Annotated in this window: 38 protein-coding genes; all 38 read left to right on the top strand. The window is 35.7% G+C overall.

Annotation, left to right across the window (positions count from 1 at the left end):
* Positions 1–293 precede the first annotated feature (293 nt).
* The gene (gene rpsL / locus CSC80_RS02845) at positions 294–668 is read left to right on the top strand and encodes a 30S ribosomal protein S12 (RefSeq protein WP_036152127.1); all 375 of its coding nucleotides are present in this window, start codon (positions 294–296) and stop codon (positions 666–668) included.
* 23 nt (positions 669–691) lie between these two features.
* Positions 692–1,168 (top strand): 30S ribosomal protein S7, encoded by a 477-nt coding sequence (gene rpsG / locus CSC80_RS02840; protein ID WP_027064831.1) that lies wholly within the window; start codon positions 692–694, stop codon positions 1,166–1,168.
* Between the two features lie 6 nt (positions 1,169–1,174).
* Positions 1,175–3,307, top strand: coding sequence for an elongation factor G (gene fusA, locus CSC80_RS02835; protein WP_058103831.1), 2,133 nt, complete (start codon positions 1,175–1,177; stop codon positions 3,305–3,307).
* Between the two features lie 9 nt (positions 3,308–3,316).
* Positions 3,317–3,622 carry a 30S ribosomal protein S10 gene (rpsJ, locus tag CSC80_RS02830; RefSeq protein ID WP_007094989.1) on the top strand — a complete coding sequence of 102 codons (306 nt, stop codon included), beginning with the start codon at positions 3,317–3,319 and terminating at the stop codon, positions 3,620–3,622.
* 145 nt (positions 3,623–3,767) lie between these two features.
* A complete protein-coding gene (gene rplC, locus CSC80_RS02825; RefSeq protein WP_058103830.1) occupies positions 3,768–4,385 on the top strand; it encodes a 50S ribosomal protein L3 in 618 nt (205 codons plus the stop codon).
* A 5-nt stretch (positions 4,386–4,390) separates the two neighbouring features.
* On the top strand, positions 4,391–5,023 hold the full coding sequence (gene rplD, locus CSC80_RS02820; RefSeq protein WP_058103829.1) for a 50S ribosomal protein L4: 633 nt from the start codon (positions 4,391–4,393) through the stop codon (positions 5,021–5,023).
* 4 nt (positions 5,024–5,027) lie between these two features.
* The gene (rplW, locus tag CSC80_RS02815) at positions 5,028–5,318 is read left to right on the top strand and encodes a 50S ribosomal protein L23 (RefSeq protein ID WP_036152136.1); all 291 of its coding nucleotides are present in this window, start codon (positions 5,028–5,030) and stop codon (positions 5,316–5,318) included.
* 9 nt (positions 5,319–5,327) lie between these two features.
* A complete protein-coding gene (rplB, locus tag CSC80_RS02810; RefSeq protein WP_058103828.1) occupies positions 5,328–6,152 on the top strand; it encodes a 50S ribosomal protein L2 in 825 nt (274 codons plus the stop codon).
* A 14-nt stretch (positions 6,153–6,166) separates the two neighbouring features.
* Positions 6,167–6,445 carry a 30S ribosomal protein S19 gene (gene rpsS / locus CSC80_RS02805; protein ID WP_036152139.1) on the top strand — a complete coding sequence of 93 codons (279 nt, stop codon included), beginning with the start codon at positions 6,167–6,169 and terminating at the stop codon, positions 6,443–6,445.
* Between the two features lie 3 nt (positions 6,446–6,448).
* Positions 6,449–6,856: a 50S ribosomal protein L22 gene (gene rplV, locus CSC80_RS02800; RefSeq protein WP_058103827.1), complete on the top strand. Its 408-nt coding sequence runs from the start codon at positions 6,449–6,451 to the stop codon at positions 6,854–6,856.
* A gap of 1 nt (position 6,857) precedes the next feature.
* Positions 6,858–7,574 (top strand): 30S ribosomal protein S3, encoded by a 717-nt coding sequence (gene rpsC / locus CSC80_RS02795; protein WP_058103826.1) that lies wholly within the window; start codon positions 6,858–6,860, stop codon positions 7,572–7,574.
* 20 nt (positions 7,575–7,594) lie between these two features.
* Positions 7,595–8,023 carry a 50S ribosomal protein L16 gene (gene rplP / locus CSC80_RS02790; protein ID WP_058103825.1) on the top strand — a complete coding sequence of 143 codons (429 nt, stop codon included), beginning with the start codon at positions 7,595–7,597 and terminating at the stop codon, positions 8,021–8,023.
* 12 nt (positions 8,024–8,035) lie between these two features.
* Positions 8,036–8,227, top strand: a complete 192-nt coding sequence (gene rpmC / locus CSC80_RS02785) for a 50S ribosomal protein L29 (protein ID WP_058103824.1) — start codon at positions 8,036–8,038, stop codon at positions 8,225–8,227.
* 12 nt (positions 8,228–8,239) lie between these two features.
* Positions 8,240–8,497: a 30S ribosomal protein S17 gene (rpsQ, locus tag CSC80_RS02780; RefSeq protein WP_058104316.1), complete on the top strand. Its 258-nt coding sequence runs from the start codon at positions 8,240–8,242 to the stop codon at positions 8,495–8,497.
* Positions 8,498–8,500: 3 nt separating this feature from the next.
* Positions 8,501–8,869, top strand: coding sequence for a 50S ribosomal protein L14 (rplN, locus tag CSC80_RS02775; RefSeq protein WP_027064819.1), 369 nt, complete (start codon positions 8,501–8,503; stop codon positions 8,867–8,869).
* 13 nt (positions 8,870–8,882) lie between these two features.
* Entirely contained in the window at positions 8,883–9,197 is a 315-nt protein-coding gene (gene rplX, locus CSC80_RS02770) for a 50S ribosomal protein L24 (protein ID WP_058103823.1), read from the top strand.
* 2 nt (positions 9,198–9,199) lie between these two features.
* Positions 9,200–9,751, top strand: coding sequence for a 50S ribosomal protein L5 (gene rplE, locus CSC80_RS02765; RefSeq protein WP_058103822.1), 552 nt, complete (start codon positions 9,200–9,202; stop codon positions 9,749–9,751).
* A gap of 1 nt (position 9,752) precedes the next feature.
* Positions 9,753–10,022 carry a 30S ribosomal protein S14 gene (gene rpsN / locus CSC80_RS02760; protein ID WP_058103821.1) on the top strand — a complete coding sequence of 90 codons (270 nt, stop codon included), beginning with the start codon at positions 9,753–9,755 and terminating at the stop codon, positions 10,020–10,022.
* 65 nt (positions 10,023–10,087) lie between these two features.
* Positions 10,088–10,486: a 30S ribosomal protein S8 gene (rpsH, locus tag CSC80_RS02755; RefSeq protein WP_058103820.1), complete on the top strand. Its 399-nt coding sequence runs from the start codon at positions 10,088–10,090 to the stop codon at positions 10,484–10,486.
* Between the two features lie 19 nt (positions 10,487–10,505).
* A complete protein-coding gene (gene rplF, locus CSC80_RS02750; RefSeq protein WP_058103819.1) occupies positions 10,506–11,048 on the top strand; it encodes a 50S ribosomal protein L6 in 543 nt (180 codons plus the stop codon).
* Positions 11,049–11,060: 12 nt separating this feature from the next.
* The gene (gene rplR / locus CSC80_RS02745; RefSeq protein ID WP_058103818.1) at positions 11,061–11,417 is read left to right on the top strand and encodes a 50S ribosomal protein L18; all 357 of its coding nucleotides are present in this window, start codon (positions 11,061–11,063) and stop codon (positions 11,415–11,417) included.
* A gap of 9 nt (positions 11,418–11,426) precedes the next feature.
* On the top strand, positions 11,427–11,951 hold the full coding sequence (gene rpsE / locus CSC80_RS02740; protein ID WP_058103817.1) for a 30S ribosomal protein S5: 525 nt from the start codon (positions 11,427–11,429) through the stop codon (positions 11,949–11,951).
* 10 nt (positions 11,952–11,961) lie between these two features.
* Complete coding sequence (gene rpmD / locus CSC80_RS02735; RefSeq protein ID WP_027064811.1) at positions 11,962–12,141, top strand: 50S ribosomal protein L30; 180 nt, start codon at positions 11,962–11,964, stop codon at positions 12,139–12,141.
* Between the two features lie 12 nt (positions 12,142–12,153).
* On the top strand, positions 12,154–12,606 hold the full coding sequence (gene rplO / locus CSC80_RS02730; RefSeq protein WP_071341363.1) for a 50S ribosomal protein L15: 453 nt from the start codon (positions 12,154–12,156) through the stop codon (positions 12,604–12,606).
* 14 nt (positions 12,607–12,620) lie between these two features.
* On the top strand, positions 12,621–13,964 hold the full coding sequence (secY, locus tag CSC80_RS02725) for a preprotein translocase subunit SecY (RefSeq protein ID WP_058103815.1): 1,344 nt from the start codon (positions 12,621–12,623) through the stop codon (positions 13,962–13,964).
* 3 nt (positions 13,965–13,967) lie between these two features.
* Positions 13,968–14,183 carry a translation initiation factor IF-1 gene (gene infA, locus CSC80_RS02720; RefSeq protein WP_013305172.1) on the top strand — a complete coding sequence of 72 codons (216 nt, stop codon included), beginning with the start codon at positions 13,968–13,970 and terminating at the stop codon, positions 14,181–14,183.
* Positions 14,184–14,191: 8 nt separating this feature from the next.
* The gene (ykgO, locus tag CSC80_RS02715; protein WP_013305171.1) at positions 14,192–14,308 is read left to right on the top strand and encodes a type B 50S ribosomal protein L36; all 117 of its coding nucleotides are present in this window, start codon (positions 14,192–14,194) and stop codon (positions 14,306–14,308) included.
* Positions 14,309–14,310: 2 nt separating this feature from the next.
* Positions 14,311–14,685 carry a 30S ribosomal protein S13 gene (rpsM, locus tag CSC80_RS02710; RefSeq protein ID WP_036152167.1) on the top strand — a complete coding sequence of 125 codons (375 nt, stop codon included), beginning with the start codon at positions 14,311–14,313 and terminating at the stop codon, positions 14,683–14,685.
* A 9-nt stretch (positions 14,686–14,694) separates the two neighbouring features.
* Entirely contained in the window at positions 14,695–15,087 is a 393-nt protein-coding gene (rpsK, locus tag CSC80_RS02705) for a 30S ribosomal protein S11 (RefSeq protein WP_027064807.1), read from the top strand.
* Between the two features lie 88 nt (positions 15,088–15,175).
* Positions 15,176–15,781, top strand: coding sequence for a 30S ribosomal protein S4 (gene rpsD, locus CSC80_RS02700; protein ID WP_058103814.1), 606 nt, complete (start codon positions 15,176–15,178; stop codon positions 15,779–15,781).
* A gap of 17 nt (positions 15,782–15,798) precedes the next feature.
* On the top strand, positions 15,799–16,791 hold the full coding sequence (locus CSC80_RS02695) for a DNA-directed RNA polymerase subunit alpha (protein ID WP_058103813.1): 993 nt from the start codon (positions 15,799–15,801) through the stop codon (positions 16,789–16,791).
* Positions 16,792–16,850: 59 nt separating this feature from the next.
* Positions 16,851–17,405, top strand: coding sequence for a 50S ribosomal protein L17 (rplQ, locus tag CSC80_RS02690; RefSeq protein WP_058103812.1), 555 nt, complete (start codon positions 16,851–16,853; stop codon positions 17,403–17,405).
* Between the two features lie 95 nt (positions 17,406–17,500).
* Positions 17,501–18,628: a glutamine-hydrolyzing carbamoyl-phosphate synthase small subunit gene (gene carA, locus CSC80_RS02685; protein ID WP_058103811.1), complete on the top strand. Its 1,128-nt coding sequence runs from the start codon at positions 17,501–17,503 to the stop codon at positions 18,626–18,628.
* Positions 18,629–18,732: 104 nt separating this feature from the next.
* Complete coding sequence (eno, locus tag CSC80_RS02680; RefSeq protein ID WP_074672198.1) at positions 18,733–20,025, top strand: phosphopyruvate hydratase; 1,293 nt, start codon at positions 18,733–18,735, stop codon at positions 20,023–20,025.
* Positions 20,026–20,143: 118 nt separating this feature from the next.
* Entirely contained in the window at positions 20,144–21,679 is a 1,536-nt protein-coding gene (locus CSC80_RS02675; protein ID WP_074672200.1) for a glycogen/starch synthase, read from the top strand.
* Positions 21,680–21,794: 115 nt separating this feature from the next.
* Positions 21,795–23,081 (top strand): citrate synthase, encoded by a 1,287-nt coding sequence (locus CSC80_RS02670; RefSeq protein WP_058103808.1) that lies wholly within the window; start codon positions 21,795–21,797, stop codon positions 23,079–23,081.
* A gap of 92 nt (positions 23,082–23,173) precedes the next feature.
* Positions 23,174–24,088 carry an arginine deiminase family protein gene (locus tag CSC80_RS02665; RefSeq protein ID WP_074672204.1) on the top strand — a complete coding sequence of 305 codons (915 nt, stop codon included), beginning with the start codon at positions 23,174–23,176 and terminating at the stop codon, positions 24,086–24,088.
* A 19-nt stretch (positions 24,089–24,107) separates the two neighbouring features.
* On the top strand, positions 24,108–25,037 hold the full coding sequence (locus CSC80_RS02660) for an arginine deiminase-related protein (protein ID WP_074672206.1): 930 nt from the start codon (positions 24,108–24,110) through the stop codon (positions 25,035–25,037).
* Positions 25,038–25,101 lie beyond the last annotated feature (64 nt).

The following is a 25,101-nucleotide window of genomic DNA, read 5'->3' as shown; positions in this document are numbered from 1 at the left end:
TATTAAACACGATCCATATTTAAAGTTATATAATTCAACACGGTTTTTTTTATCATATTCATAATTCTTCAGAAAAAGTCTAAAAAACCTGCATTTAATTTAAAGTGAAAATTGTATGGGTTTTTACATGAAGTTTTTAAAATATTAAGACAGTTTTAACCAATGAATTTTGTGTTGAATTCTGTTGAATTGAAAAAAAATAAAAATAAATTCATAATGATTTGAATTTTACCGAAATATGACTACATTTGCCGACCCTTAAAGTAGGGGTAATTTTTATATATTATTATAGTATGCCAACAATATCACAATTAGTACGAATAGGAAGAGAGACGATTACTAAGAAGAGTAAATCGGCTGCTTTGGATTCGTGTCCTCAAAGAAGAGGTGTTTGTACACGTGTTTATACTACCACGCCAAAGAAACCAAATTCAGCTATGAGAAAAGTAGCAAGGGTTAGGTTAACTAATGGTAAGGAGGTAAATGCTTACATACCTGGTGAGGGTCACAATTTGCAAGAGCACTCGATAGTATTAGTAAGAGGCGGAAGAGTTAAAGATTTACCAGGAGTTAGGTATCATATTGTACGTGGTGCATTGGACACAGCAGGTGTGGCCGGTAGAACACAACGTAGATCTAAATATGGTGCAAAACGCCCTAAGAAGTAATTAAACTTGTTTAAAACGAAGTAATGAGAAAAAGACAGGCAAAGAAAAGACCACTTTTACCAGATCCAAGATTTAATGATCAGTTGGTGACGCGTTTCGTCAATATGATGATGTGGGATGGTAAGAAATCAGTTGCTTTTGGTGTTTTTTACGATGCAATAGATATCGTAGATGCTAAAAAGACCGATGAAGAAAAAACAGCTTTAGAGCTTTGGAAGGATGCATTAAGTAATGTTATGCCGCATGTTGAGGTGAGAAGTAGAAGAGTTGGTGGTGCAACATTTCAAATTCCAATGCAGATTAGACCGGACCGTAAGATATCAACTGCTATGAAATGGTTGATTAGTTATGCAAGAAAGCGTAATGAGAAAGGTATGGCGCAAAAACTAGCTGGAGAAATTTTAGCGGCGGCAAAAGAAGAAGGTGCTGCTGTTAAGAAAAGAGTCGATACGCACAAGATGGCTGAGGCAAACAAAGCATTTTCGCACTTTAGATTCTAAATAGACATGGCAAGAGATTTAAAATTTACAAGAAATATTGGTATTGCAGCTCATATTGATGCTGGAAAAACTACTACTACAGAACGTATTCTTTTTTATACGGGTGTTAGTCATAAGATAGGTGAGGTACATGATGGTGCTGCAACTATGGACTGGATGGAGCAGGAACAAGAAAGAGGTATTACAATTACTTCTGCTGCGACAACCTGTACATGGAAGTTTCCATTGGAAAATGCCAAGGAATTGGCTGATACCAAAGATTATCACTTTAATATTATTGATACTCCAGGACACGTCGATTTTACCGTTGAGGTAAATCGTTCTTTACGTGTGTTGGATGGTTTGGTTTTCCTTTTTAGTGCTGTTGATGGTGTTGAGCCTCAATCAGAGACTAACTGGAGATTGGCAGATAATTACAAAGTTCCAAGAATTGGTTTTGTAAACAAAATGGACCGTCAGGGTTCTAACTTCCTTATGGTTTGTAAGCAAGTTAAGGAAATGTTGGGTTCAAATGCAGTTCCTATTGTTTTGCCAATTGGAGAAGAGGCTGATTTTAAAGGAATTGTAGATTTAGCAAAGAATAGGGCTATTGTTTGGCATGATGACAACTTTGGTTCTACTTTCGATGTTATTGATATTCCTGAAGATATGAAAGCAGAGGTTAAGGAGTATAGAGCTGCCTTGATTGAAGCTGTTGCTGAGTATGATGAGGAGTTAATGGAGAAATTCTTCGAGGATGAAGATTCTATTACTGAAGAAGAAGTACATGCTGCTTTAAGAGCTGCTGTTATGGATCGTGCAATTATACCTATGATCTGTGGTTCTTCATTTAAGAATAAAGGTGTTCAGTTTTTGTTGGATGCGGTATGTAGATATTTGCCTTCTCCTGTAGATAAGGACGATATTGCTGGTACTAATCCTGATACTGGGGTTGTTGAAAAGCGTAAGCCAAGTGTAAAGGAGCCTTTTTCTGCACTTGCATTTAAAATTGCTACCGATCCTTTTGTGGGTAGATTGGCGTTTTTTAGAACATATTCAGGTCGTCTAGATGCTGGTTCGTATATATTGAATAATAGATCAGGTAAAAAAGAACGTATTTCTCGTATTTACCAAATGCATTCCAATAAGCAAAATGCTATCGATTTTATCGAAGCGGGAGATATTGGAGCGGCTGTAGGTTTTAAGGATATTAAAACCGGTGATACAATGTCAGATGAGAAGCATCCTATTGTTTTGGAGAGTATGGACTTCCCAGAGCCTGTAATCGGTATTGCTGTGGAGCCTAAAACTAAGGCGGATGTTGATAAGTTAGGTATGGCTTTGGCTAAATTGGCTGAAGAGGATCCAACTTTCCAGGTTAAGACGGACGAAGCTTCAGGACAAACTATTATATCTGGTATGGGTGAGCTTCACTTAGATATTATTGTTGACCGTTTAAGAAGAGAGTTTAAGGTAGAGGTTAGTCAAGGTGAGCCTCAAGTTGAATATAAAGAAGCGTTAACAAAAACTGCTGCTCATAGAGAAACTTATAAAAAGCAATCTGGTGGTCGTGGTAAGTTTGGTGACATTGTATTTGAAATGGGACCTGCTGATGATGATTTCGAAGGTGATGGATTGCAGTTTGTTGATGAAATTAAAGGTGGTCGTATTCCAAAAGAATTCATACCATCTGTGGAGAAAGGTTTCCAGATTGCTATGCAAAATGGTCCTTTAGCTGGATATGAAATGGATTCAATGAAAGTTGTACTTAAGGATGGTTCTTTTCACCCTGTGGATTCAGATGCACTTTCGTTTGAATTGGCTGCTAAAATGGGTTACAAAGCTGCTGGTAAAGCTGCCGGTGCTGTAATTATGGAGCCTATAATGAAATTGGAAGTTATTACTCCTGAAGAAAATATGGGTGATATCGTTGGAGATTTAAATAGACGTAGAGGTACTATTGGCGATATGAGTGATAGAGCTGGAGCAAAAGTGGTTAAAGGAACTGTTCCTTTATCTGAAATGTTCGGATATGTTACTTCGTTGAGAACTTTATCTTCAGGTCGTGCAACTTCAACAATGGAATTTTCACATTATGCGGAAACTCCTTCTAATATTTCGGAGGAAGTTATTAAAGCAGCAAAAGGTATAACAGCATAAATTTAGGACATGAGTCAGAAAATTAGAATAAAACTAAAATCTTACGATCATAATTTAGTGGACAAATCTGCTGAGAAGATTGTAAAAACGGTAAAGACTACCGGTGCTGTTGTAACAGGGCCAATTCCTTTACCAACGCATAAAAAGATATTTACGGTTTTACGTTCACCTCACGTGAACAAAAAATCTAGAGAGCAATTCCAATTAAGTTCTTACAAGAGATTGTTGGATATTTATAGCTCTTCATCTAAGACTATTGATGCACTTATGAAGTTAGAACTTCCAAGTGGTGTTGAGGTTGAGATAAAGGTATAATCACCGTCCATCTCTTTTATAGAGTTGGGTTACATGTCCTAAGCTGCGTGCGAGGGAAAAACGGATAAAAATAATTTAGGGTTAAATTATTTTGACCCTATTTTTTTGAAAAGAATTTAATAAGTAATAATTAATATAAATAAGTATGTCTGGGTTAATAGGAAAGAAAGTAGGCATGACTAGTATTTTTGACGAGAACGGAAAGAACATTCCTTGTACCGTTATTGAGGCTGGACCATGTGTAGTTACCCAAGTCAGAACCGAAGAGGTAGACGGGTATAGTGCCCTTCAACTTGGTTTCGATGACAAGGCAGAAAATCGTGCTAATAAGGCTGAATTAGGCCATTTTAAAAAAGCAGGTGCTTCTCCTAAGAAAAAAGTCGTTGAGTTTCAAGATTTTGAAGGTGATTTTAAATTAGGTGACACCGTTGGTGTTGATGTTTTTGCTGAAGGACAGTTCGTAGATGTTATAGGTACATCTAAAGGTAAGGGTTTTCAGGGTGTTGTAAAACGTCACGGATTTGGTGGTGTTGGTCAAGCAACGCACGGTCAGCATAACAGACTTAGAGCTCCAGGTTCTATTGGTGCTGCATCATATCCTGCAAGAGTATTCAAGGGTATGAAAATGGCCGGTAGAATGGGTACGGATCGTGTTACGGTTCAAAACCTTAGAGTTTTAAAAGTAGTTCCAGAAAAGAATCTTTTAGTAGTTAAAGGTTGTGTTCCGGGCCATAAGAATGCTTATGTAACTATACAAAGGTAGATGTAATGAAAGTAGCAGTTTTAGATATTAAAGGAAAAGACACAGGTAGAAAGGCAAACCTTTCTGATGATGTTTTCGCTATAGAGCCTAACGAGCATGCAGTTTACCTTGATGTTAAGCAGTATTTGGCACATCAAAGACAAGGTACGCATAAAGCTAAGGAAAGAGCTGAGATAGCTGGTAGTACAAGAAAGATTAAAAAACAAAAAGGTACAGGTACTGCAAGAGCAGGTAGTATTAAATCGCCGGTATTTAGAGGTGGTGGTAGAATATTTGGTCCTAGACCTAAGGATTATAGCCAAAAGTTGAATAAAAACTTAAAGCGTTTGGCAAGAAAATCTGCATTGACTTTAAAGTCTAAAGAAAATGCAATTTTAGTAGTCGAAGACTTCGATTTTGATACTCCAAAAACTAAAGATTTTGTTGGTGTTTTAAAGACCTTAGGTCTTGAGAATAAAAAGTCTTTAATAGTGTTGGGTGATTCAAATAAAGGTGTATATTTGTCTTCGCGTAATTTTAAAGGGTCAGAAGTTATAACTAACTCAGAATTAAGTACTTACAAAATTCTTCACGCTAATAGTGTGGTATTGTTAGAGAGCTCTTTAGAGGGAATTGAATCGAATTTAAATAAACAATAATATCATGAGTGTGTTGATAAAACCAATTATAACGGAAAAAATGACTGCTGATAGCGAGTTGAACAACCGTTATGGATTCGTAGTTGACCCTAAGGCTAACAAATTGCAGATTAAAGATGCGGTTGAAGCTACTTATGGTGTTTCTGTGAAGAAGGTTCGTACTATGAATTACGGTCCTTCAAGAAAATCCAGATATACAAAAACTGGTGTGCAACATGGTAAGACGAATGCAATTAAAAAAGCGATCGTTGATGTTGTAGAAGGTGATATTATCGATTTTTACAGTAATCTATAAAGACAAGAAATGTCAGTTAGAAAATTAAAACCAATCACTCCAGGGCAGCGTTTTAGAGTAGTAAACGGATTTGACGCCATTACTGCTGATAAGCCGGAAAAAAGCTTGCTTGCTCCGTTAAAAAAGTCCGGAGGTAGAAACAGTCAAGGAAAAATGACCATGCGCCAAAAAGGTGGAGGTCATAAAAGAAGGTATCGTGTAATAGATTTTAAGAGAGATAAGCAAGATGTTGCTGCTACTGTTAAAACTATTGAGTACGATCCAAACAGAACTGCATTTATTGCTCTTTTGGAATATGCAGATGGAGAAAAGCGTTATGTTATCGCGCAAAATGGTTTACAAGTAGGTCAGCAGGTTTCTGCGGGTGCTACTGTAGCTCCTGAGATCGGAAATGCTCTTCCATTAAGCGAGATTCCTTTGGGAACTATAATTTCATGTATTGAGTTGAGACCTGGTCAAGGTGCTGTTATGGCGCGTAGTGCTGGTACATTTGCTCAATTAATGGCAAAGGATGGTAAGTTTGTTACTGTAAAAATGCCATCTGGTGAAACAAGATTAATTCTTTCTGGTTGTGTTGCGACCATTGGGGCTATTTCAAACTCTGATCATCAATTATTGGTATCTGGTAAAGCAGGTAGAAGTAGATGGTTGGGTAGAAGACCAAGAACAAGACCGGTAGCTATGAACCCTGTTGATCACCCAATGGGTGGTGGTGAAGGCAGAGCTTCAGGTGGTCATCCAAGATCGAGAAACGGAATACCTGCTAAAGGTTTCAGAACTCGTACGAAGACCAAGAGCACCAATAAGTATATAATAGAACGTAGAAAGAAATAAAAAAGTAGAAAGAAATGGCACGTTCACTAAAAAAAGGACCATACGTACATTATAGCTTGGAGAAGAAAATCCAGCAAAGTGTATCATCCGGTAAGAAATCGGTAATAAAAACTTGGTCAAGAGCTTCTATGATTACTCCTGATTTTGTTGGGATGACTATAGCGGTTCATAACGGAAAACAATTTGTACCTGTTTTTGTAACAGAAAACATGGTAGGACATAAACTTGGGGAATTTTCGCCAACTAGATCTTTTAGAGGTCACGCTGGTGCAAAAAACAAAGGAAAAAAGTAAGCTATGGGAGTTCGTAAAAAACAGATGGCCGAAAGAATTAAGGCCGAGAAGAAAAAAGTAGCTTTCGCTAAGTTGAACAATTGTCCTACTTCACCTAGAAAAATGCGCTTAGTTGCTGATTTAATTCGTGGTGTAAAGGTAGAGCAGGCATTAGCTATATTAAGATTCAATCCAAAAGAAGCTTCAAGAAAGTTAGAGAAATTATTACTTTCTGCTTTGGCTAATTGGCAAGCAAAAAACGAAGATGCAAATTTAGAGGATGCTGATTTGGTAGTTGCTGAGATTAGAGTTGATAGCGGTGCTATGCTTAAGAGGTTGCGTCCTGCTCCACAAGGTAGAGCGCATAGAATTAGAAAACGTTCAAACCATGTTACATTGGTATTGGGGTCAAAAAATATAACAGAAAACTAGAATGGGACAGAAAACAAATCCAATAGGAAATCGTCTAGGAATCATCAGAGGTTGGGAGTCTAACTGGTACGGTGGAAACGATTACGGAGATAAATTGGCTGAGGATGATAAAATACGTAAGTATATTCATGCAAGACTTTCTAAAGCTAGTGTTTCAAGAGTTATAATTGAACGTACCTTAAAACTTATAACTGTAACGGTAACAACTGCAAGACCTGGTATCATTATTGGTAAAGGTGGTCAAGAAGTTGATAAGTTGAAAGAAGAGTTGAAGAAAATCACCAATAAGGAGGTTCAAATCAACATTTTTGAAATAAAAAGACCAGAACTTGATGCTAATTTAGTTGCGGCAAGTGTGGCTCGTCAAATAGAAAGTAGAATTTCTTTTAGAAGAGCAATAAAGATGGCAATCGCTGCAGCAATGCGTATGAATGCCGAAGGTATTAAGATTCAGATCTCAGGTAGATTAAACGGTGCTGAAATGGCACGTTCTGAATCATATAAAGATGGTAGAATTCCATTATCGACCTTTAGAGCTGATATTGATTATGCTTTACAGGAGGCTCAAACAACATATGGTAAACTTGGTATTAAAGTTTGGATTATGAAGGGTGAGGTTTACGGTAAAAGAGAATTATCTCCGTTAGTTGGAATGCAAAAGGATTCTTCTAAAGGTGGTAAACAAGAAGGTGGAAGAAAACAACGTCGTAGAAAGTAATTTTTTAAAGAACTAAAGTAATGTTACAACCGAAAAGAACAAAGTTCCGTAAGATGCAGAAAGGCCGTATGAAAGGTCTTGCTGGAAGAGGACACCAACTTTCAAATGGTATGTTCGGTATAAAGAATGTTGATGATGCTGCATTTTTAACTTCACGTCAAATAGAAGCTGCACGTATTGCTGCTACTAGATATATGAAAAGGGAAGGGCAATTGTGGATTAAAATATTTCCGGATAAGCCGATTACCAAAAAACCATTAGAAGTACGTATGGGTAAAGGTAAAGGTGCTCCAGAATATTTCGTAGCCGTGGTAAAACCAGGTAGAATTATGTTCGAAGTGGCCGGAGTTCCTATGGAAGTAGCAAAAGAAGCTTTAAGATTGGCGGCTCAAAAACTTCCTGTTAAAACTAAATTTATTGTAGCTCGTGATTACGAGGCTGGAAATTAAACGTAAGGAATAATGAAAAAACAAGAGATTAAAGAAATGTCTGTGGAAGGACTTACGGAGAAACTGGCCGAGTACAAGAAGCAACATTCAGATTTGAAAATTGCGCATTTTGTAACTCCGTTAGAAAATCCACTTCAGATTAGAAAAGTAAGGAGAACGGTGGCAAGAATAGCAACTGAATTAACTAATAGGGAAAACCAATAATTGGTGGGCTTTATGGAAAAAAGAAACTTAAGAAAAGAGAGAGTAGGAGTTGTCACTAGTAATAAGATGGAGAAATCCATAGTTATTTCTGAGGTGAAAAGAGTAAAACATCCTATGTACGGTAAATTCGTTTTGAAGACAAAGAAGTATGTTGCGCATGACGAAAAGAACGATTGTAACATTGGTGATACTGTAAAGATCATGGAAACTCGTCCTATGAGTAAAACCAAATGTTGGAGATTAGTAGAAATCTTAGAAAGAGCTAAATAAGTTATGTTACAGCAAGAATCTAGACTAAAAGTAGCGGATAACACCGGAGCAAAGGAAGTTTTAACTATTCGTGTTCTTGGTGGTACCAAAAGAAGATATGCTTCTATAGGTGACAAAATTGTTGTTACCGTTAAAGAGGCAACTCCAAATGGAGGTATCAAGAAAGGTGCGGTGTCAACAGCTGTTGTAGTTCGTACAAAGAAAGAGGTTAGAAGACCTGATGGGTCTTATATCAGATTTGATGATAACGCTTGTGTGTTATTGAATCCTGCCGGAGAAATGAGAGGAACACGTGTTTTCGGACCTGTTGCAAGAGAGCTTAGGGATAAGCAGTTCATGAAGATTGTATCATTGGCCCCAGAGGTATTATAATATAACGGACAAGATGAAAAAGTTAAAAATCAAAACAGGAGACACGGTAAGAATCATTGCTGGAGACCATAAAGGTACCGAAGGTAAAGTTATGCGTGTTGATCTTGAGAAAAATAAAGCCATCGTTGAAGGTGCCAATATGGTATCTAAACATGAGAAGCCTAGTGCTAAGAATCCTCAAGGTGGTATTGTAAAAAAAGAAGCTTTAATCCATATTTCTAACTTAGGGTTAATCGACAGTAAAACTGGAGATGTAACTAGAGTAGGTTACGAAGTAAGGGATGGTAAAAAAGTTAGGGTTTCCAAAAAATCCAATGAAGTAATTTAGTTATGGCATACGTTGCAAGATTAAAGAAAGAGTATAAGGAGCGAATTATAGCTGCCCTTACCGAAGAGTTTGGTTACAGTAATGTAATGCAGGTTCCTAAGTTAGAGAAGATAGTAATGAGTAGAGGTGTAGGTGCTGCCGTTGCTGACAAGAAACTTATAGACCATGCAATAGATGAAATGACTATGATTACTGGTCAGAAAGCTGTTGCTACAATGTCTAAAAAGGATGTTGCTGCCTTTAAATTAAGAAAAGGTATGCCGATAGGTGCAAAAGTTACCTTAAGAGGTGAGCGTATGTACGAATTTTTGGATCGTTTGGTTACTTCTGCTTTACCACGTGTTAGAGATTTTCAAGGTATTAAAGCAACAGGTTTTGATGGTCGTGGAAATTACAACTTAGGTATTACGGAACAAATTATATTTCCTGAAGTTAATATTGATAAAATCAATAGAATTAACGGTATGGATATTACATTTGTAACTTCTGCCAATACGGATAAGGAAGCAAAATCATTATTAACAGAATTAGGATTACCTTTTAAAAAGAATTAGTATGGCTAAGGAATCAATGAAAGCCCGTGAGAGAAAAAGGGAAAGAACTGTAGCAAATTATGCTGAAAAGCGCAAAGCTTTGAAAGAAGCTGGTGATTATGAAGCGTTGCAGAGATTACCTAAAAATGCATCTCCGGTACGTTTGCATAACAGATGTAAATTAACTGGTAGACCAAAAGGTTACATGAGAACTTTTGGTATTTCAAGGGTAATGTTCAGAGAGATGGCTAACGCTGGATTAATTCCAGGGGTTAAGAAAGCTAGCTGGTAAATAAAAGATTATTAATGGGTTCAGGTTTAGCCTATTGCTGAAAACCGTTCCCGAATTATATATACATGGTAACAGATACTATTGCAGATTACCTAACGAGAGTTAGAAACGCTAGTAGAGCGGGACATAGGGTTGTTGAAATCCCTGCGTCAAATCTAAAGAAAGAGATAACTAAAATATTGTTCGATCAAGGATATATTTTAAGTTATAAGTTTGAAGAAGACAAGGTTCAAGGTTCTATTAAAATAGCTTTGAAATATGATAAGCTTACAAAAGAGCCTGTTATCAAGAAAATACAGCGTATAAGTAAGCCTGGTCTTAGAAAATATGCCGGCAGTGAAGAATTGCCACGTGTATTGAATGGTTTAGGTATTGCAATTGTTTCTACATCTCATGGTGTAATGACTAGCAAGCAGGCCAAGGCAGAGAAAGTTGGTGGTGAAGTTTTGTGCTACGTTTATTAATTGATTAAAGATTTAGAAAATGTCTAGAATAGGTAATAATCCAGTCGCAATTCCAGAAGGAGTTACAATTGAAATCAATGACAATATAATTTCTGTAAAAGGAAAATTAGGTGAATTGACTCAAGAATTCTCTGGTGTAGCGATTAAAGTAGAAGATGGTCAGGCTTGGGTAACAAGACCTTCAGATTCTAAAGAGCATAAAGCTAAGCACGGTTTGTATAGATCACTTATCACTAATATGGTTGAAGGTGTTTCTAAAGGTTGGACTAAAGAATTGGAATTAGTTGGTGTAGGATATAGAGCAAGTAATCAAGGGCAAAAGCTTGATTTGGCTTTAGGTTTTTCACACAACATTGTTTTTGACTTGGCCCCAGAGGTAAAAGTTGAAACTATATCAGAAAAGGGTAAGAATCCTATCGTAAAGCTGACTTCACATGACAAACAACTAGTTGGTCATATAGCAGCGAAAATCAGATCTTTCCGTAAGCCAGAGCCATACAAAGGGAAAGGTATCAAGTTTGTAGGTGAAATATTAAGAAGAAAAGCTGGTAAGTCAGCTTAATAATAGGATATTATGGGATTATCAAAAACACAAAGAAAATTAAGAATCCGTCGTAGAATTCGTAAGGTTTCTTCTGGGACTGCAGCTAGACCAAGGTTATCTGTATTTAGAAGTAATAGCGAAATTTACGCTCAAGTTATAGACGACGTTAAAGGAGTCACTTTAGTATCTGCTTCTTCAAGAGATAAGGATATTGCAAAAGTAAAAGGAAATAAAACCGAGATTGCTGCTTTGGTTGGTAAAACAATCGCTGAGAAATCTGTAAAAGCTGGTTTGGATAAAGTAGCTTTTGATAGAGGGGGTAATTTGTATCATGGTAGAGTTAAGTCTCTAGCTGAAGGTGCAAGAGAAGCAGGTCTAAAATTCTAATATACTAGTATGTTCCAAAAATATAAAAACGTAGAAACTGTTAAGCCAGGTGGTTTAGATTTAAAAGATAAATTAGTTGGTATTCAGCGTGTAACTAAGGTAACAAAAGGTGGTAGAGCATTCGGTTTTTCTGCAATTGTTGTTGTAGGTGATGAAAATGGTGTCGTAGGTCACGGTTTAGGTAAATCTAAAGAAGTTGCTACTGCAATTGCCAAAGCAATTGAAGATGGTAAAAAGAATTTAGTGCGTATACCTTTGAACAAGGGTACTTTACCACATGAGCAAAAAGGTAAATTCGGTGGGGCTAGAGTATATATTCAGCCTGCATCTCATGGTACCGGTGTTATTGCTGGTGGTGCTGTAAGATCAGTACTTGAATCAGTTGGTGTGCATGATGTATTGTCTAAGTCTCAAGGTTCTTCAAACCCACATAATGTTGTAAAAGCTACTTTTGATGCTTTATTGCAACTTAGAGATGCAAAAACCATTGCAACACAAAGAGGTGTTTCTTTAGAAAAAGTATTTAAAGGCTAAGAGGAAAATTATGGCAAAGATTAAAGTTACACAGGTAAAAAGTGGAATTAAGAAACCTCAAAATCAAAAAAGAACTTTAGAGGCTCTTGGTTTAAAGAGAATTGGTCAGGTAGTTGAGCATGATGATACTCCTAACATTCTTGGAATGATAAATAAAGTTAAACATTTAGTTTCCACTGAGGAAGCTTAAATTTAGAATAAAATGGGTTTACATAGTCTACAGCCTGCAGAAGGTTCAGTAAATAGAGACGGAAAACGCCTTGGTAGAGGTCAGGGTTCTGGTAAGGGAGGAACTGCTGCAAGAGGGCATAAAGGAGCGAAATCAAGATCTGGTTATTCTAAGAAAATTGGTTTTGAAGGTGGTCAAATGCCTTTGCAACGTCGTGTACCTAAATTTGGTTTTACGAATATTAACCGTAAGAATTACCAAGGTATCAACTTAGAAAAGTTACAAGAACTTGTAGATAATAAAGTTATTACCAATGAGGTGTCTTTAGACATTTTAATTGAGAATGGTTTAGTTGGTAAAAATGATTTAGTGAAAATTTTAGGAAATGGCGAGTTAAAAGCTTCTCTTAAAGTTTCAGTACATAAATTTACAGCATCTGCCAAAGCAGCAATTGAAGCAGCAGGTGGTGAAGCAATAAGTTTGTAAGCATAGACGAGAGCATGAAGAATTTTATTGATACAATATCCAATATTTGGAAAATAGAAGAGCTAAGAAATAGAATTCTTATTACACTAGGTCTTTTGTTGGTTTATCGTTTTGGTTGTCAAATCGTACTTCCAGGTATAGATTCAACACAATTAGGTGGGTTAACAGATGGTACTGATCAAGGAATATTTGGTCTTTTAAATGCATTTACAGGAGGGGCGTTTGCGAATGCTTCTGTTTTTGCATTAGGTATTATGCCATATATCTCTGCTTCTATTGTAGTTCAGTTAATGGGTATTGCAATTCCTTATCTTCAAAAATTACAAAAAGAAGGAGAAAGTGGTCGTAAGACCATCAATCAAATCACCAGATGGTTGACTATCGGTATTTGTATTGTTCAAGCTCCTGCTTATTTGTATGGTTTAGAAGCTTTTGGTGTTAGGGATAGTGCTTTCTTGTTAGGAAAGGGACTTGATTTTATGGTGCCAGCTGTTATTATATTGGTAACAGGTACGGTTTTTGCAATGTGGTTAGGTGAGAAAATTACCGATAAAGGTATTGGTAACGGTATTTCGTTATTGATAATGATTGGTATTATAGCTACTATGCCACAGTCTTTTGTTCAAGAATTTATTTCAAGAACAACAAATAATAATGGTGGACTAATGTTCATTTTAATTGAAGTTATTATTTGGTTCTTGGTTATTTTGGCTTGTATTCTTTTAGTAATGGCTACAAGACAGATTCCTGTACAATATGCAAGACGAACTGCTTCTGGTGGTTATGAAAAGAACATCATGGGATCTAGACAATATATACCATTGAAGTTAAATGCTTCTGGTGTAATGCCTATAATATTTGCTCAGGCAATCATGTTCGTACCTGGTATGATAGGTGGTGCTTTTGATGATACATCTTTTGGACAGTGGATGCAAGTTCAGTTCAGTGATATATTCGGTTGGGCTTATAATTTACTTTTTGCAATATTGATTATAATCTTCACATATTTTTATACGGCTATTACGGTTCCTACTAATAAGATGGCAGATGACTTAAAAAGAAGTGGTGGTTTTATACCTGGAATTCGTCCTGGGAAAGAAACTGGAGATTATTTAGATAAGATTATGTCTTTAATAACGTTACCTGGATCTATTTTCTTAGCTTTGCTGGCTATTTTACCAGCGGTTGTGGTAAAGTTGATGGATGTTCAAGCTGGATGGGCGTTATTTTATGGTGGTACCTCCCTGTTAATTATGGTTGGTGTTGCTATCGATACGGTACAACAGGTAAATTCATATTTGTTGAACAGACATTATGATGGTTTAATGAAAACCGGTAAAAATAGAAAAGTAGCATAATTTATGGCTAAACAGGCAGCAATAGAACAAGATGGATCTATCATTGAAGCATTATCAAATGCAATGTTTCGTGTAGAATTGGAGAACGGACATGTGGTAACAGCGCATATATCAGGTAAGATGCGTATGCACTATATTAAACTATTACCTGGAGATAAGGTTAAATTGGAGATGAGTCCGTATGACCTTACAAAAGCAAGAATTACATATAGATACTAAGATACAAGATGAAAGTAAGAGCATCAGTTAAAAAGAGAAGTGCCGACTGCAAGATTGTTCGCAGAAAAGGCAGGTTGTACGTAATCAACAAAAAGAATCCTAGATTTAAACAAAGACAAGGGTAATTATGGCAAGAATCGCAGGTATAGATATACCAAAACAAAAGAGAGGTGTTATCGCCTTAACCTACATTTTTGGAATTGGAAGAAGTAGGTCACAAGAAATATTGAGTAAAGCCCAAGTTAGCGAAGATACTAAGGTTTCTGATTGGAATGATGATGAAATAGGACGTATCAGGGAAGCTGTTTCTGAATTTACAATTGAAGGTGAATTACGTTCTGAAACTCAATTGAACATTAAGCGTTTAATGGATATTGGGTGTTATAGAGGAATTCGTCATAGATCAGGTTTACCTTTAAGAGGTCAGCGAACTAAGAACAACTCTAGAACTAGAAAAGGAAAGCGTAAAACAGTTGCTAACAAGAAGAAAGCAACTAAATAATAATTAGGTATGGCAAAGGCAAGTACTAAAGTTACCAAGAAACGTAAAGTTATAGTTGATTCTGTTGGTGAAGCACACATTAGCGCTTCTTTCAATAATATCATTATCTCTTTGACAAATAAAAAAGGAGATGTTATTTCTTGGTCATCTGCTGGTAAGTTAGGTTTTAGAGGGTCTAAGAAAAATACTCCTTATGCTGCTCAAGTAGCTGCTGAGGATTGTTCAAAAGTTGCTCATGAAGCAGGTTTGAGAAAAGTTAAGGTTTATGTAAAAGGTCCAGGTAATGGTAGGGAATCTGCTATTAGGTCTTTACATAATGCAGGTATCGAAGTAACTGAAATCATTGATGTTACTCCAATGCCTCACAACGGGTGTAGACCTCCAAAAAGAAGAAGAGTTTAATTAATTACAAATAATTTCACCGAAAGTGTAATTACGATTATCGAAGGATAAGCCTTAATTCATAATCTCACTTTCAAATTTTTAGAAAATGGCAAGATATACAGGACCAAAATCAAAGATCGCTCGTAAATTCGGCGAAGCAATTTTCGGAGACGACAAATCTTTCGAAAAGAAAAATTACCCTCCAGGACAACACGGTAATAACAGAAGAAGAGGTAAAAAATCTGAATACTCTGTTCAATTGATGGAGAAACAAAAAGCTAAATATACTTACGGTATTTTAGAAAAACAATTTAGAAACTTATTCCAGACTGCTAAGAGAAAAGAAGGTGTTGCTGGTGAGATTTTACTTCAATTATGTGAGTCACGTTTAGATAACGTAGTTTATAGAATGGGTATATCTCCAACTAGAAGCGGTGCAAGACAATTAGTATCTCATAGACACATTACGGTTAATGGTGAGTTGGTAAACATACCTTCTTATTCATTAAAAGCGGGAGATGTTGTTGGTGTTAGAGAGAAATCTAAATCATTACAAAGTATTCAAGATTCATTAGCTGCTAGTAGTGCAGTATATGAGTGGATTTCTTGGAATAGCGAAAAGAAGGAAGGGACTTACGTTTCTATTCCTGAAAGAATGCAAATTCCAGAAAATATCAAAGAACAATTAATCGTGGAGTTATACTCTAAATAAACAACAACGATCCAATTATGGCATTATTTAATTTTCAGAAACCCGATAAAGTAATAATGATCGATTCCTCTGATTTCGAAGGGAAGTTTGAATTTCGCCCTTTGGAACCTGGTTATGGATTAACTGTTGGGAATGCATTAAGACGAGTATTGCTGTCTTCGTTAGAAGGTCATGCAATTACTTCGGTTAGGATAGATAAAGTAGAGCATGAGTTCTCTATGATTCCTGGCGTTGTTGAAGATGTAACAGAGATTATATTAAACTTGAAACAAGTTCGTTTCAAGAAGCAAATAGAAGATTCTGAAGCTGAAGTTGTTTCAATTTCTGTAAGTGGAAAGAATCAATTGACTGCCGGTGATTTTCAAAAATTTATTTCTGGTTATCAAGTATTAAATCCAGATTTGGTTATCTGTAATATGGATGCAAAAGTTAGCATCAATATGGAGATTACTATTGAAAAGGGTAGAGGATATGTTCCTGCGGAAGAAAATAGAAAGTCTGGTGCTCCATTAGGTACTATTGCTGTTGATTCTATTTTTACACCTATTAAGAATGTAAAATATAGTATTGAAAACTTTCGTGTAGAGCAAAAAACCGATTACGAAAAATTAGTTTTTGAAATTTCTTCGGATGGTTCTATTCATCCTAAGGATGCTTTAACAGAAGCTGCAAAAGTTCTTATTCATCACTTCATGTTATTCTCTGATGAGCGTATCACTTTAGAAGCGGATGAAATTGCTCAAACGGAGACCTATGATGAAGAGTCTTTACACATGAGACAATTGTTGAAAACTAAATTAGTAGACATGGATCTTTCCGTTCGTGCTCTAAACTGTTTAAAAGCGGCTGAAGTTGATACTTTAGGAGATTTAGTTTCTTTCAATAAGAATGATTTAATGAAGTTCAGAAACTTCGGTAAAAAATCTTTAACAGAACTTGAAGAACTTGTAATCAACAAAGGATTAAGTTTTGGTATGGATTTATCAAAATATAAATTAGACAAAGATTAAATAATCATATTTTGCTCCTCGTTCTATCGAGTTTGGTAGCAAGATGATAAAACAAAAACATGAGACACGGTAAAAAAGTTAATCACTTAGGTAGAAAAACAGCGCATAGAAAAGCTATGTTGGCAAACATGGCTTGTTCATTGATTGAACACAAAAGAATCAATACTACTGTAGCGAAAGCGAAAGCTTTAAAACAGTTTGTTGAGCCTTTGATTACTAAATCAAAAGCTGAGAACAATGTAAGTGCTGAAAAGGGTACCCATAACAGACGTATAGTTTTCAAAAACTTACGTGACAAGAATGCTGTAACTGAATTATTCAGTGTGGTTTCTGAGAAGGTAGCCGATAGACCAGGTGGTTATACAAGAATCATTAAACTTGGTAATCGTTTAGGTGATAATGCTGATATGGCAATGATAGAATTGGTTGATTTCAACGAATTATACAATGCTGGTAAGCCTAAGAAAAAATCTACTAGAAGAAGTAGAAGATCTGGCTCCGCTGCTACTGAAGCTCCTGCAGCTGAAAAGGAAGCTAAGGTAGTTGAAGAGACTAAGCCTGAAGCTGAAGCACAAACCGATACAGAAGCTAAGACAGATGATTCAAAGGAATAACATTGTCAATAAATATTAATAATGAAAAAGGATAAGCTATCTAGCTTATCCTTTTTTTTATGTTTTTTTGTTAACGAATAAATTATAAGTACAAGATGAAATATCAAGCAAAAAGAAAAGCGTTAATACTACTTGCAGACGGAACTATTTTTTACGGTAAATCTGTTGGTGATAAAGAGGGTACTGCTTTTGGTGAGGTATGTTTTAATACGGGCATGACCGGATATCAAGAAATTTTCACAGATCCTTCATATTTTGGGCAAATAATGGTAACTACTAATGCTCATATTGGTAACTATGGTGTTAATAAAGACGAAATAGAATCTGAATCAATAAAAATCTCTGGGTTAGTTTGTAGAAATTTCAGTTATGAATATTCTAGACCTTTAGCAGATGATAGCCTTCAGGGATTTCTAGAACAGAATGATCTTTTTGCAATTTCAGATGTCGATACTCGTGCATTGGTAAGTTATATACGTGATAACGGAGCTATGAATGCGGTTATATCTACAGATGTTGATAATATTGAAGATCTTAAGAAACGTTTAAGTGAGGTCCCAAGTATGGAGGGTCTTGAACTTGCATCAAAAGTATCTACAAAAGAAGCATATTTTGTTGGTGATGAAAATGCAACTTTTAAAATTGCAGCTTTAGATATTGGGATAAAGAAGAATATTTTAAGAAATCTGGTTAAAAGAGGGGCATATATAAAAGTCTTTCCATACAACAGTAGTTTTGAGGAAATGTCTTCGTGGAATCCTGATGCTTTCTTTATATCTAATGGACCTGGAGATCCAGAACCATTAGTAGATGCTATAGCAGCTGTAAAAAAGATGATTGAAACGGACAAGCCTCTTTTTGGGATTTGTTTAGGTCATCAAGTTTTGGCATTGGCAAACGGTGTTTCTACATACAAAATGCACAATGGTCATAGAGGAATTAATCATCCAATATTGAACTTGGTTACAGGTAAAGGTGAAATAACCTCTCAAAACCATGGTTTTGCAATTAATAGGGAAGAGACGGAAGCAAATTCTAATTTGGAAATCACCCATACGCATCTAAATGATAAAACAGTAGCTGGTATAAAAATGAAGGATAAGGATGTATTTTCTGTACAATATCATCCAGAAGCAAGTCCAGGACCACATGATGCAGATTACCTTTTTGATGATTTTTTCAAATTAATTGAGAAAAGTTCAAAACATAACGAAATAGTTTAAATAAACATTAAATTATTGGGAAATCAAGGGTGTAAACAAACTCATTGATTTCCCTGTTTCGTATCTTTACTTTTTAATACAAACAACAAATAAAAAGATTAAAAATGAGTATTATATTAAATGTTCACGCAAGGCAGATATTAGATTCTAGAGGAAATCCAACTGTTGAAGTAGATGTAGTTACAGAAAATGGTGTAATGGGTAGAGCAGCGGTTCCTTCTGGTGCTTCTACAGGTGAGCATGAAGCTGTTGAGTTGCGTGATGGAGGGGAGACTTTCATGGGTAAAGGTGTAATGAAAGCTGTTGATAACGTAAATAGTGTTATTGCTGAAGAAATTTTAGGTATGAACGTGTTTGATCAAAATTTATTAGATCAAACAATGATAGATTTAGATGGTACTCCAAATAAATCTAAATTAGGAGCTAATGCTATTTTGGGTGTTTCTCTTGCTGCTGCTAAAGCTGCTGCCAATGAATTAGGTCTTTCACTCTTTAGATATATTGGTGGTGTAAGCGCTAATACATTACCGGTTCCAATGATGAATATTATTAATGGTGGATCTCACTCAGATGCACCAATCGCATTTCAGGAATTTATGGTTATGCCTGTTAAAGCGAAAAGCTTTTCACACGCTATGCAGATGGGTACGGAGATATTCCATAATCTTAAAAAGGTGTTACATGACCGTGGACTTAGTACTGCAGTAGGTGATGAAGGTGGTTTTGCGCCAAACCTAGCAGGTGGTACTGAAGATGCTTTGGATACCATTGCAAAAGCGGTTAAAAACGCAGGTTATACCTTAGGTGATGATGTAATGATCGCATTGGATTGTGCTGCAGCGGAATTCTTTGTAGATGGAAAATATGACTACACTAAATTTGAAGGTGAATCTGGTGTTGTTAGAACTTCAGAAGAACAGGCTCAGTATTTAGCTGATCTAAGTGCAAAGTATCCTATTATCTCTATTGAAGACGGTATGGATGAAAACGATTGGGATGGTTGGAAATCTTTAACTGACAAAATTGGAGATAAAGTTCAATTAGTTGGTGATGATTTGTTTGTAACCAATGTTGAGCGTTTGTCTACAGGTATAGAAAAAGGAATCGCAAATTCCATCTTGATCAAAGTAAACCAGATTGGTACATTGACAGAAACTATAGCGGCGGTTAATATGGCTAAAAATGCAGGTTATACTTCAGTAATGTCTCACCGTTCTGGAGAGACTGAAGATAATACTATCGCTGATTTAGCGGTTGCATTGAATACAGGTCAAATTAAAACAGGATCAGCATCAAGGTCTGATCGTATGGCTAAATATAACCAACTACTTAGAATAGAAGAAGAATTGGGGAGTACAGCTTACTACCCTCAAGAAAAAGCCTTTAAATTAGGTTAATTTCTGTGCTAAAATTATAATTAAGCCTTTCTTATTAGAAAGGCTTTTTTTTTGGCGTACTTCAAAACTTTAACTACCTTTTGAGAATAAACCACATTTAATACCATTTTATTGGCGTATGAATAATTTTCTTTTTGTTTCAGCAGAAAACGATGCTATTCCAGATTGTAAAGCTGGTGGAATGGGTGATGTTGTTAGAGATGTGCCTAGGGAAATTTCGAAACGAGAAGATAAAGTTCACGTTGTCGTACCAGCTTATTCTAGATTACATAAAAACGGAATTTTTAAGACCAAACTAGAATTTAGCTTACGTGGTGTTCCGTATACGGCAGAATTATATGAGGTAATTCCAAAAAGGGTAGATAAAAATATTACACATTATGTAATTCATCATCCAGAAATTTTAGAAGGTGGAATTGCTCATATTTATCATGATGATCCTACCGAGCCATTTTTTAATGATTTTGTAAAATTCATTATTTTTTGCACTGCTACCGCAGAGGCTATTAAAATTGGAGCTTTTGGTGATCTGGATATTGTGCATATGCATGATTGGCATTCAGCGGCACTTTTGTTTATAAAGACCTATCACCCAAATTATAATGATCTAAAAAAGATGAGATATGTCTATACCATTCATAATTTGGCTATACAGGGTATTCGTCCCTTTTATAATAATTATGCTTCGGTTAACAATTGGTTTCCAGAAATACAATTGGATCATAATGCCTTAAAGGATTTAAGATATCAAGACTGTATAAATTTAATGGCTGTGGGCATACGCTTGGCAGATGCCGTTCATACAGTATCGCCATCTTATAAAGAAGATGTTCTACTACCTAGTAGAAGACCAGAGTTTATTGGCGGTGAAAGTTTGGAAAATGATTTGTTGAAGGCAGATAATGAAGGTCGTTTATTTGGAATTTTGAATGCGAGTAATTACGGTAATATTAGAGTTGCAGAAAAAGGTCTTTTGTATAGGAATACGGTAAAAGCACTTTTTAGATGGTTGCAAGAAAACTCCAAGAAATACAAAGCTGATTTTTTAGCCCATACTGGTGAAAAAATAATGCAGTATGTAGGGAATAGACCTAAATTTATTGTGTCTAGTGTAGCAAGGCTTACAGAGCAGAAATTTTATTTTTTAAAACGCTCACCAGAGGCCTTTGAAAAGATGTTGGTTAGGCTAAGTGAAGTGGATGGTATTTTTATGCTTTTGGGGACTGGTGATCCTGATTATGAGGAATTCTTTCGTCATATGAGTTATCATCATAAGAATTTTGTTTTTACGAACGGTCAATCAGAAGATTTAATAGATTCTATGTACTTGGAAACCGATCTTTATTTTATGCCAAGTTTGTTTGAGCCTTGTGGTATAAGTCAAATGTTAGCAATGAGAAATGGAAATCCTTGCCTAGTTCATCATACAGGCGGTCTAAAAGATACGGTAGAGCATTTAAAAACTGGTTTTGCTTTTAGTGGAAATACCTATGATGAACAGATTAGTAATATGGTGAAGAGCTTTGATGAAGCATTGACTATTTGGGAGCATGATAAAGACACTTGGAAAAAAATTAAATCCAATGCTAAAAAAGTGAGATTTACTTGGGAGAAATCCTTAAATGAGTATTATGATAAACTATATCTGTTGTAATGAAAGCTATTCATAGTACTTATTGTTAATTTTACCCAAAACAGATTTATGAAATTGGTAGACCAATCCTGTTTTGTTAACTTTACGAGGAGTATTTAAAACGTAAAAATTAAAAATGTCAGACAAAGCTATTTTAGAATATAATGGTGAAAAATATGAGTTTCCGGTAATTAAGGGAACCGAAGATGAACTTGCAATAGATATCAAGTCATTGCGTTCAGCAACCAAAGGAATGATAACCATTGATCCGGGTTTTAAAAATACAGGATCATGTGAAAGTGCTATTACTTTTTTAGATGGCGAAAAAGGTATTTTACGTTATAGAGGGTATTCAATTGAAGAATTAGCCGAGAAAGCTGATTTCTTAGAAGTTGCCTATGCTTTAATATTTGGAGACTTACCTAACAAGGAGGAACTGGCAAAGTTCCACAAGGATATTAAAGATGAATCTCACGTAGATGAAGAGATGAAGAAGATATTGGATGGTTTTCCAAAGTCCGCACATCCAATGGGTGTTCTATCATCTTTAACAAGTGCTCTAATTGCATTTAATCCTTCTACTGTTGATGTAAGTTCAGATGAGGATATGTATCACGCAATTGTACGTATACTTGCAAAATTCCCAGTTCTTGTAGCTTGGACTTTACGTAAAAAGAAAGGTCTTCCATTAGATTATGGAGATGATAGTTTAGGGTATGTTGAGAACATTCATAAAATGATGTTCAAGCGTCCTAACCAAGATTATAAAAAGAATAAAGTTGTCATTGAAGCCTTAGATAAGTTGTTGATATTACATGCAGACCATGAACAAAACTGTTCTACAAGTACTGTTCGTATCGTAGGTTCTTCACATGCTGGATTATTTGCATCGTTATCTGCTGGTATTTCAGCTCTTTGGGGACCACTACACGGTGGTGCGAACCAAGCTGTTTTAGAAATGCTTGAAGCAATTGAAGCGGATGGTGGTGACACCAAAAAATATATGGCCAAGGCTAAAGATAAATCTGATCCTTTCAGATTAATGGGCTTTGGACATAGAGTATATAAGAACTTTGACCCTCGTGCAAAAATCATTAAAGTTGCAGCTGACGAGGTATTGGCAGATTTAGGTATTAATGACCCTATTCTTGATATAGCCAAAGGCTTAGAAAAAGAGGCTTTGGAAGATCAGTACTTTGTGGATAGAAAATTATACCCTAATGTAGATTTCTACTCAGGTATTATTTATAGAGCTTTGGGCATACCAACAGAAATGTTTACAGTAATGTTCGCATTAGGTAGATTGCCAGGGTGGATTGCACAATGGAGAGAAATGAGATTAAATGGTGAGCCAATTGGTAGACCAAGACAAGTATATACTGGTGAAAATTTAAGATCTTTTGTCGAACTTGACAAAAGGTAGATTGCTACCGTTAATAAAAAAACAAAAGCTCTTTTATTTTTAAAGGAGCTTTTTTTTGTGCCAAATTTTAATTTTTATTTAAATAAACACATATGTTACAATTAAATATCAATGATGAGATTTCACCTTTAAAGGCAGTGGTATTAGGTATTGCTAAAAGCTCAGGACCTACACCTACTTTAGAGGAAGCATATGATCCAAAATCTAAGGAACATATAAAGGCAGGGACTTATCCGTTAGAAGCTGACATGATAAAAGAAATGGAAGCTTTTAGAGAAGTCTTTGAAAAATATGGTGTAAAGGTTTTTAGACCAGAGGTTCTAGAAGATTGTAATCAGATTTTTACTAGAGATATCGCTTTTGTAATAGAAAATAAGTTGATAAAAGCCAACATCTTACCTGATCGTGAACAAGAGGTTGAGGCTATTTTACATGTACTTGATAAAATAGAGGATGACAACATTCTTACACCGCCTGAGGACGTGCATGTTGAAGGTGGTGACGTAATGCCATGGAACGATTATATTTTTGTTGGTACCTATACAGCGGATGATTATCCATCATATATTACTGCAAGAACAAATAAGGCCGCGGTAGAATATTTAGCTAAACAGTTTCCGCATAAAACTATAAAGTCGTTTGAGCTTCGCAAGTCCAATACAGTAGCTAAAGACAACGCTTTGCATTTAGATTGTTGTTTTCAGCCTTTGGGTAAAGGGAAAGCTATTATTCATAAAAACGGATTTTTGGTTGAGGAAGAATACCAATGGTTGGTTGATTTTTTTGGAAAAGAAAATGTTTTTGAAATAGATGCCTTAGAAATGTACCATATGTATAGTAATGTATTTTCTATTTCACCAGATGTTGTAGTATCTGAACGCAACTTCACCCGTTTGAATAATTGGTTAAGAGAACAAGGCTTTACGGTAGAAGAGATTCCGTATGGCGAAATATCAAAACAAGAGGGTTTATTACGCTGTAGTACTTTACCCTTAATTAGAGTATAATTTAAATAAATGTACCCCTATGCAAATTACTAACACAATACTAATGATTCGCCCTGTGTCATTTAGAATGAATGAGCAAACGGCTGTCAATAACTACTTTATGGAGGATATTGACTTGAAGAATCAAGAAATTAACAAGAAAGCCCAAGAGGAGTTTGATGCTTTTGTGGTAGAGTTAAGAAATAAAGGAGTAAACGTAATCGTTGTTCAAGATACTAAAGAGCCTGATACCCCAGACAGTATTTTTCCAAATAATTGGATATCATTTCACGCAAATGGTACCGTTGGTGTCTACCCAATGTTCGCAGAGAACAGAAGAAATGAAAGGCGCGATGATATTTTTGATATTCTAGAATCTAACGGTTTTAAGATCAATGATGTTGTTGATTATACTTCTGCCGAAGAGGAAGAATTGTTTCTTGAAGGCACAGGTAGCATTCTTATAGATCGCGTAAACAAAAAAGCATACTGCGCATTGTCTGAACGTGCAGATGAAGAATTGTTTATTGAGTTCTGTGAAGATTTCGATTTTTTTCCGGTAATATTTACCGCAAACCAGTCTGTAGACGGTAAAAGATTACCAATTTACCATACTAACGTAATGATGGCACTGGCAGAAAATTTTGTAATTATCTGTGCAGATTCTATTGATGATAAGAAGGAAAAAAAGAATGTGTTAGATCATCTTAAAAAAGATGGTAAAGAGATTATTACGATTACCGAGCAGCAAATGCATCATTTTGCTGGTAATATGTTGCAGGTTTTGGGTAGCGAAGATAAAAGATATATGGTGATGAGCTCAGCTGCATTTCATAGTTTGACCAAAGAGCAGATTACTAAAATAGAAAACCATTGTTCAATTTTACATAGTTCTTTACATACTATTGAAACCTGTGGTGGTGGTAGTGCCCGTTGTATGATGGCTGAAGTTTTTCTTCCAAAAGGATAATGATACTTGTTACCCTATTAAAATAATTAAACTTAATGGGGTAACATTTTTAAACTGTATTCGC

The organism is Maribacter sp. 6B07 (assembly GCF_002700155.1).
Lineage (GTDB): Bacteria > Bacteroidota > Bacteroidia > Flavobacteriales > Flavobacteriaceae > Maribacter > Maribacter dokdonensis.
Note: the sequence above shows the minus strand (reverse complement) of the source record. Positions and strands in the feature narration are given on the sequence as shown.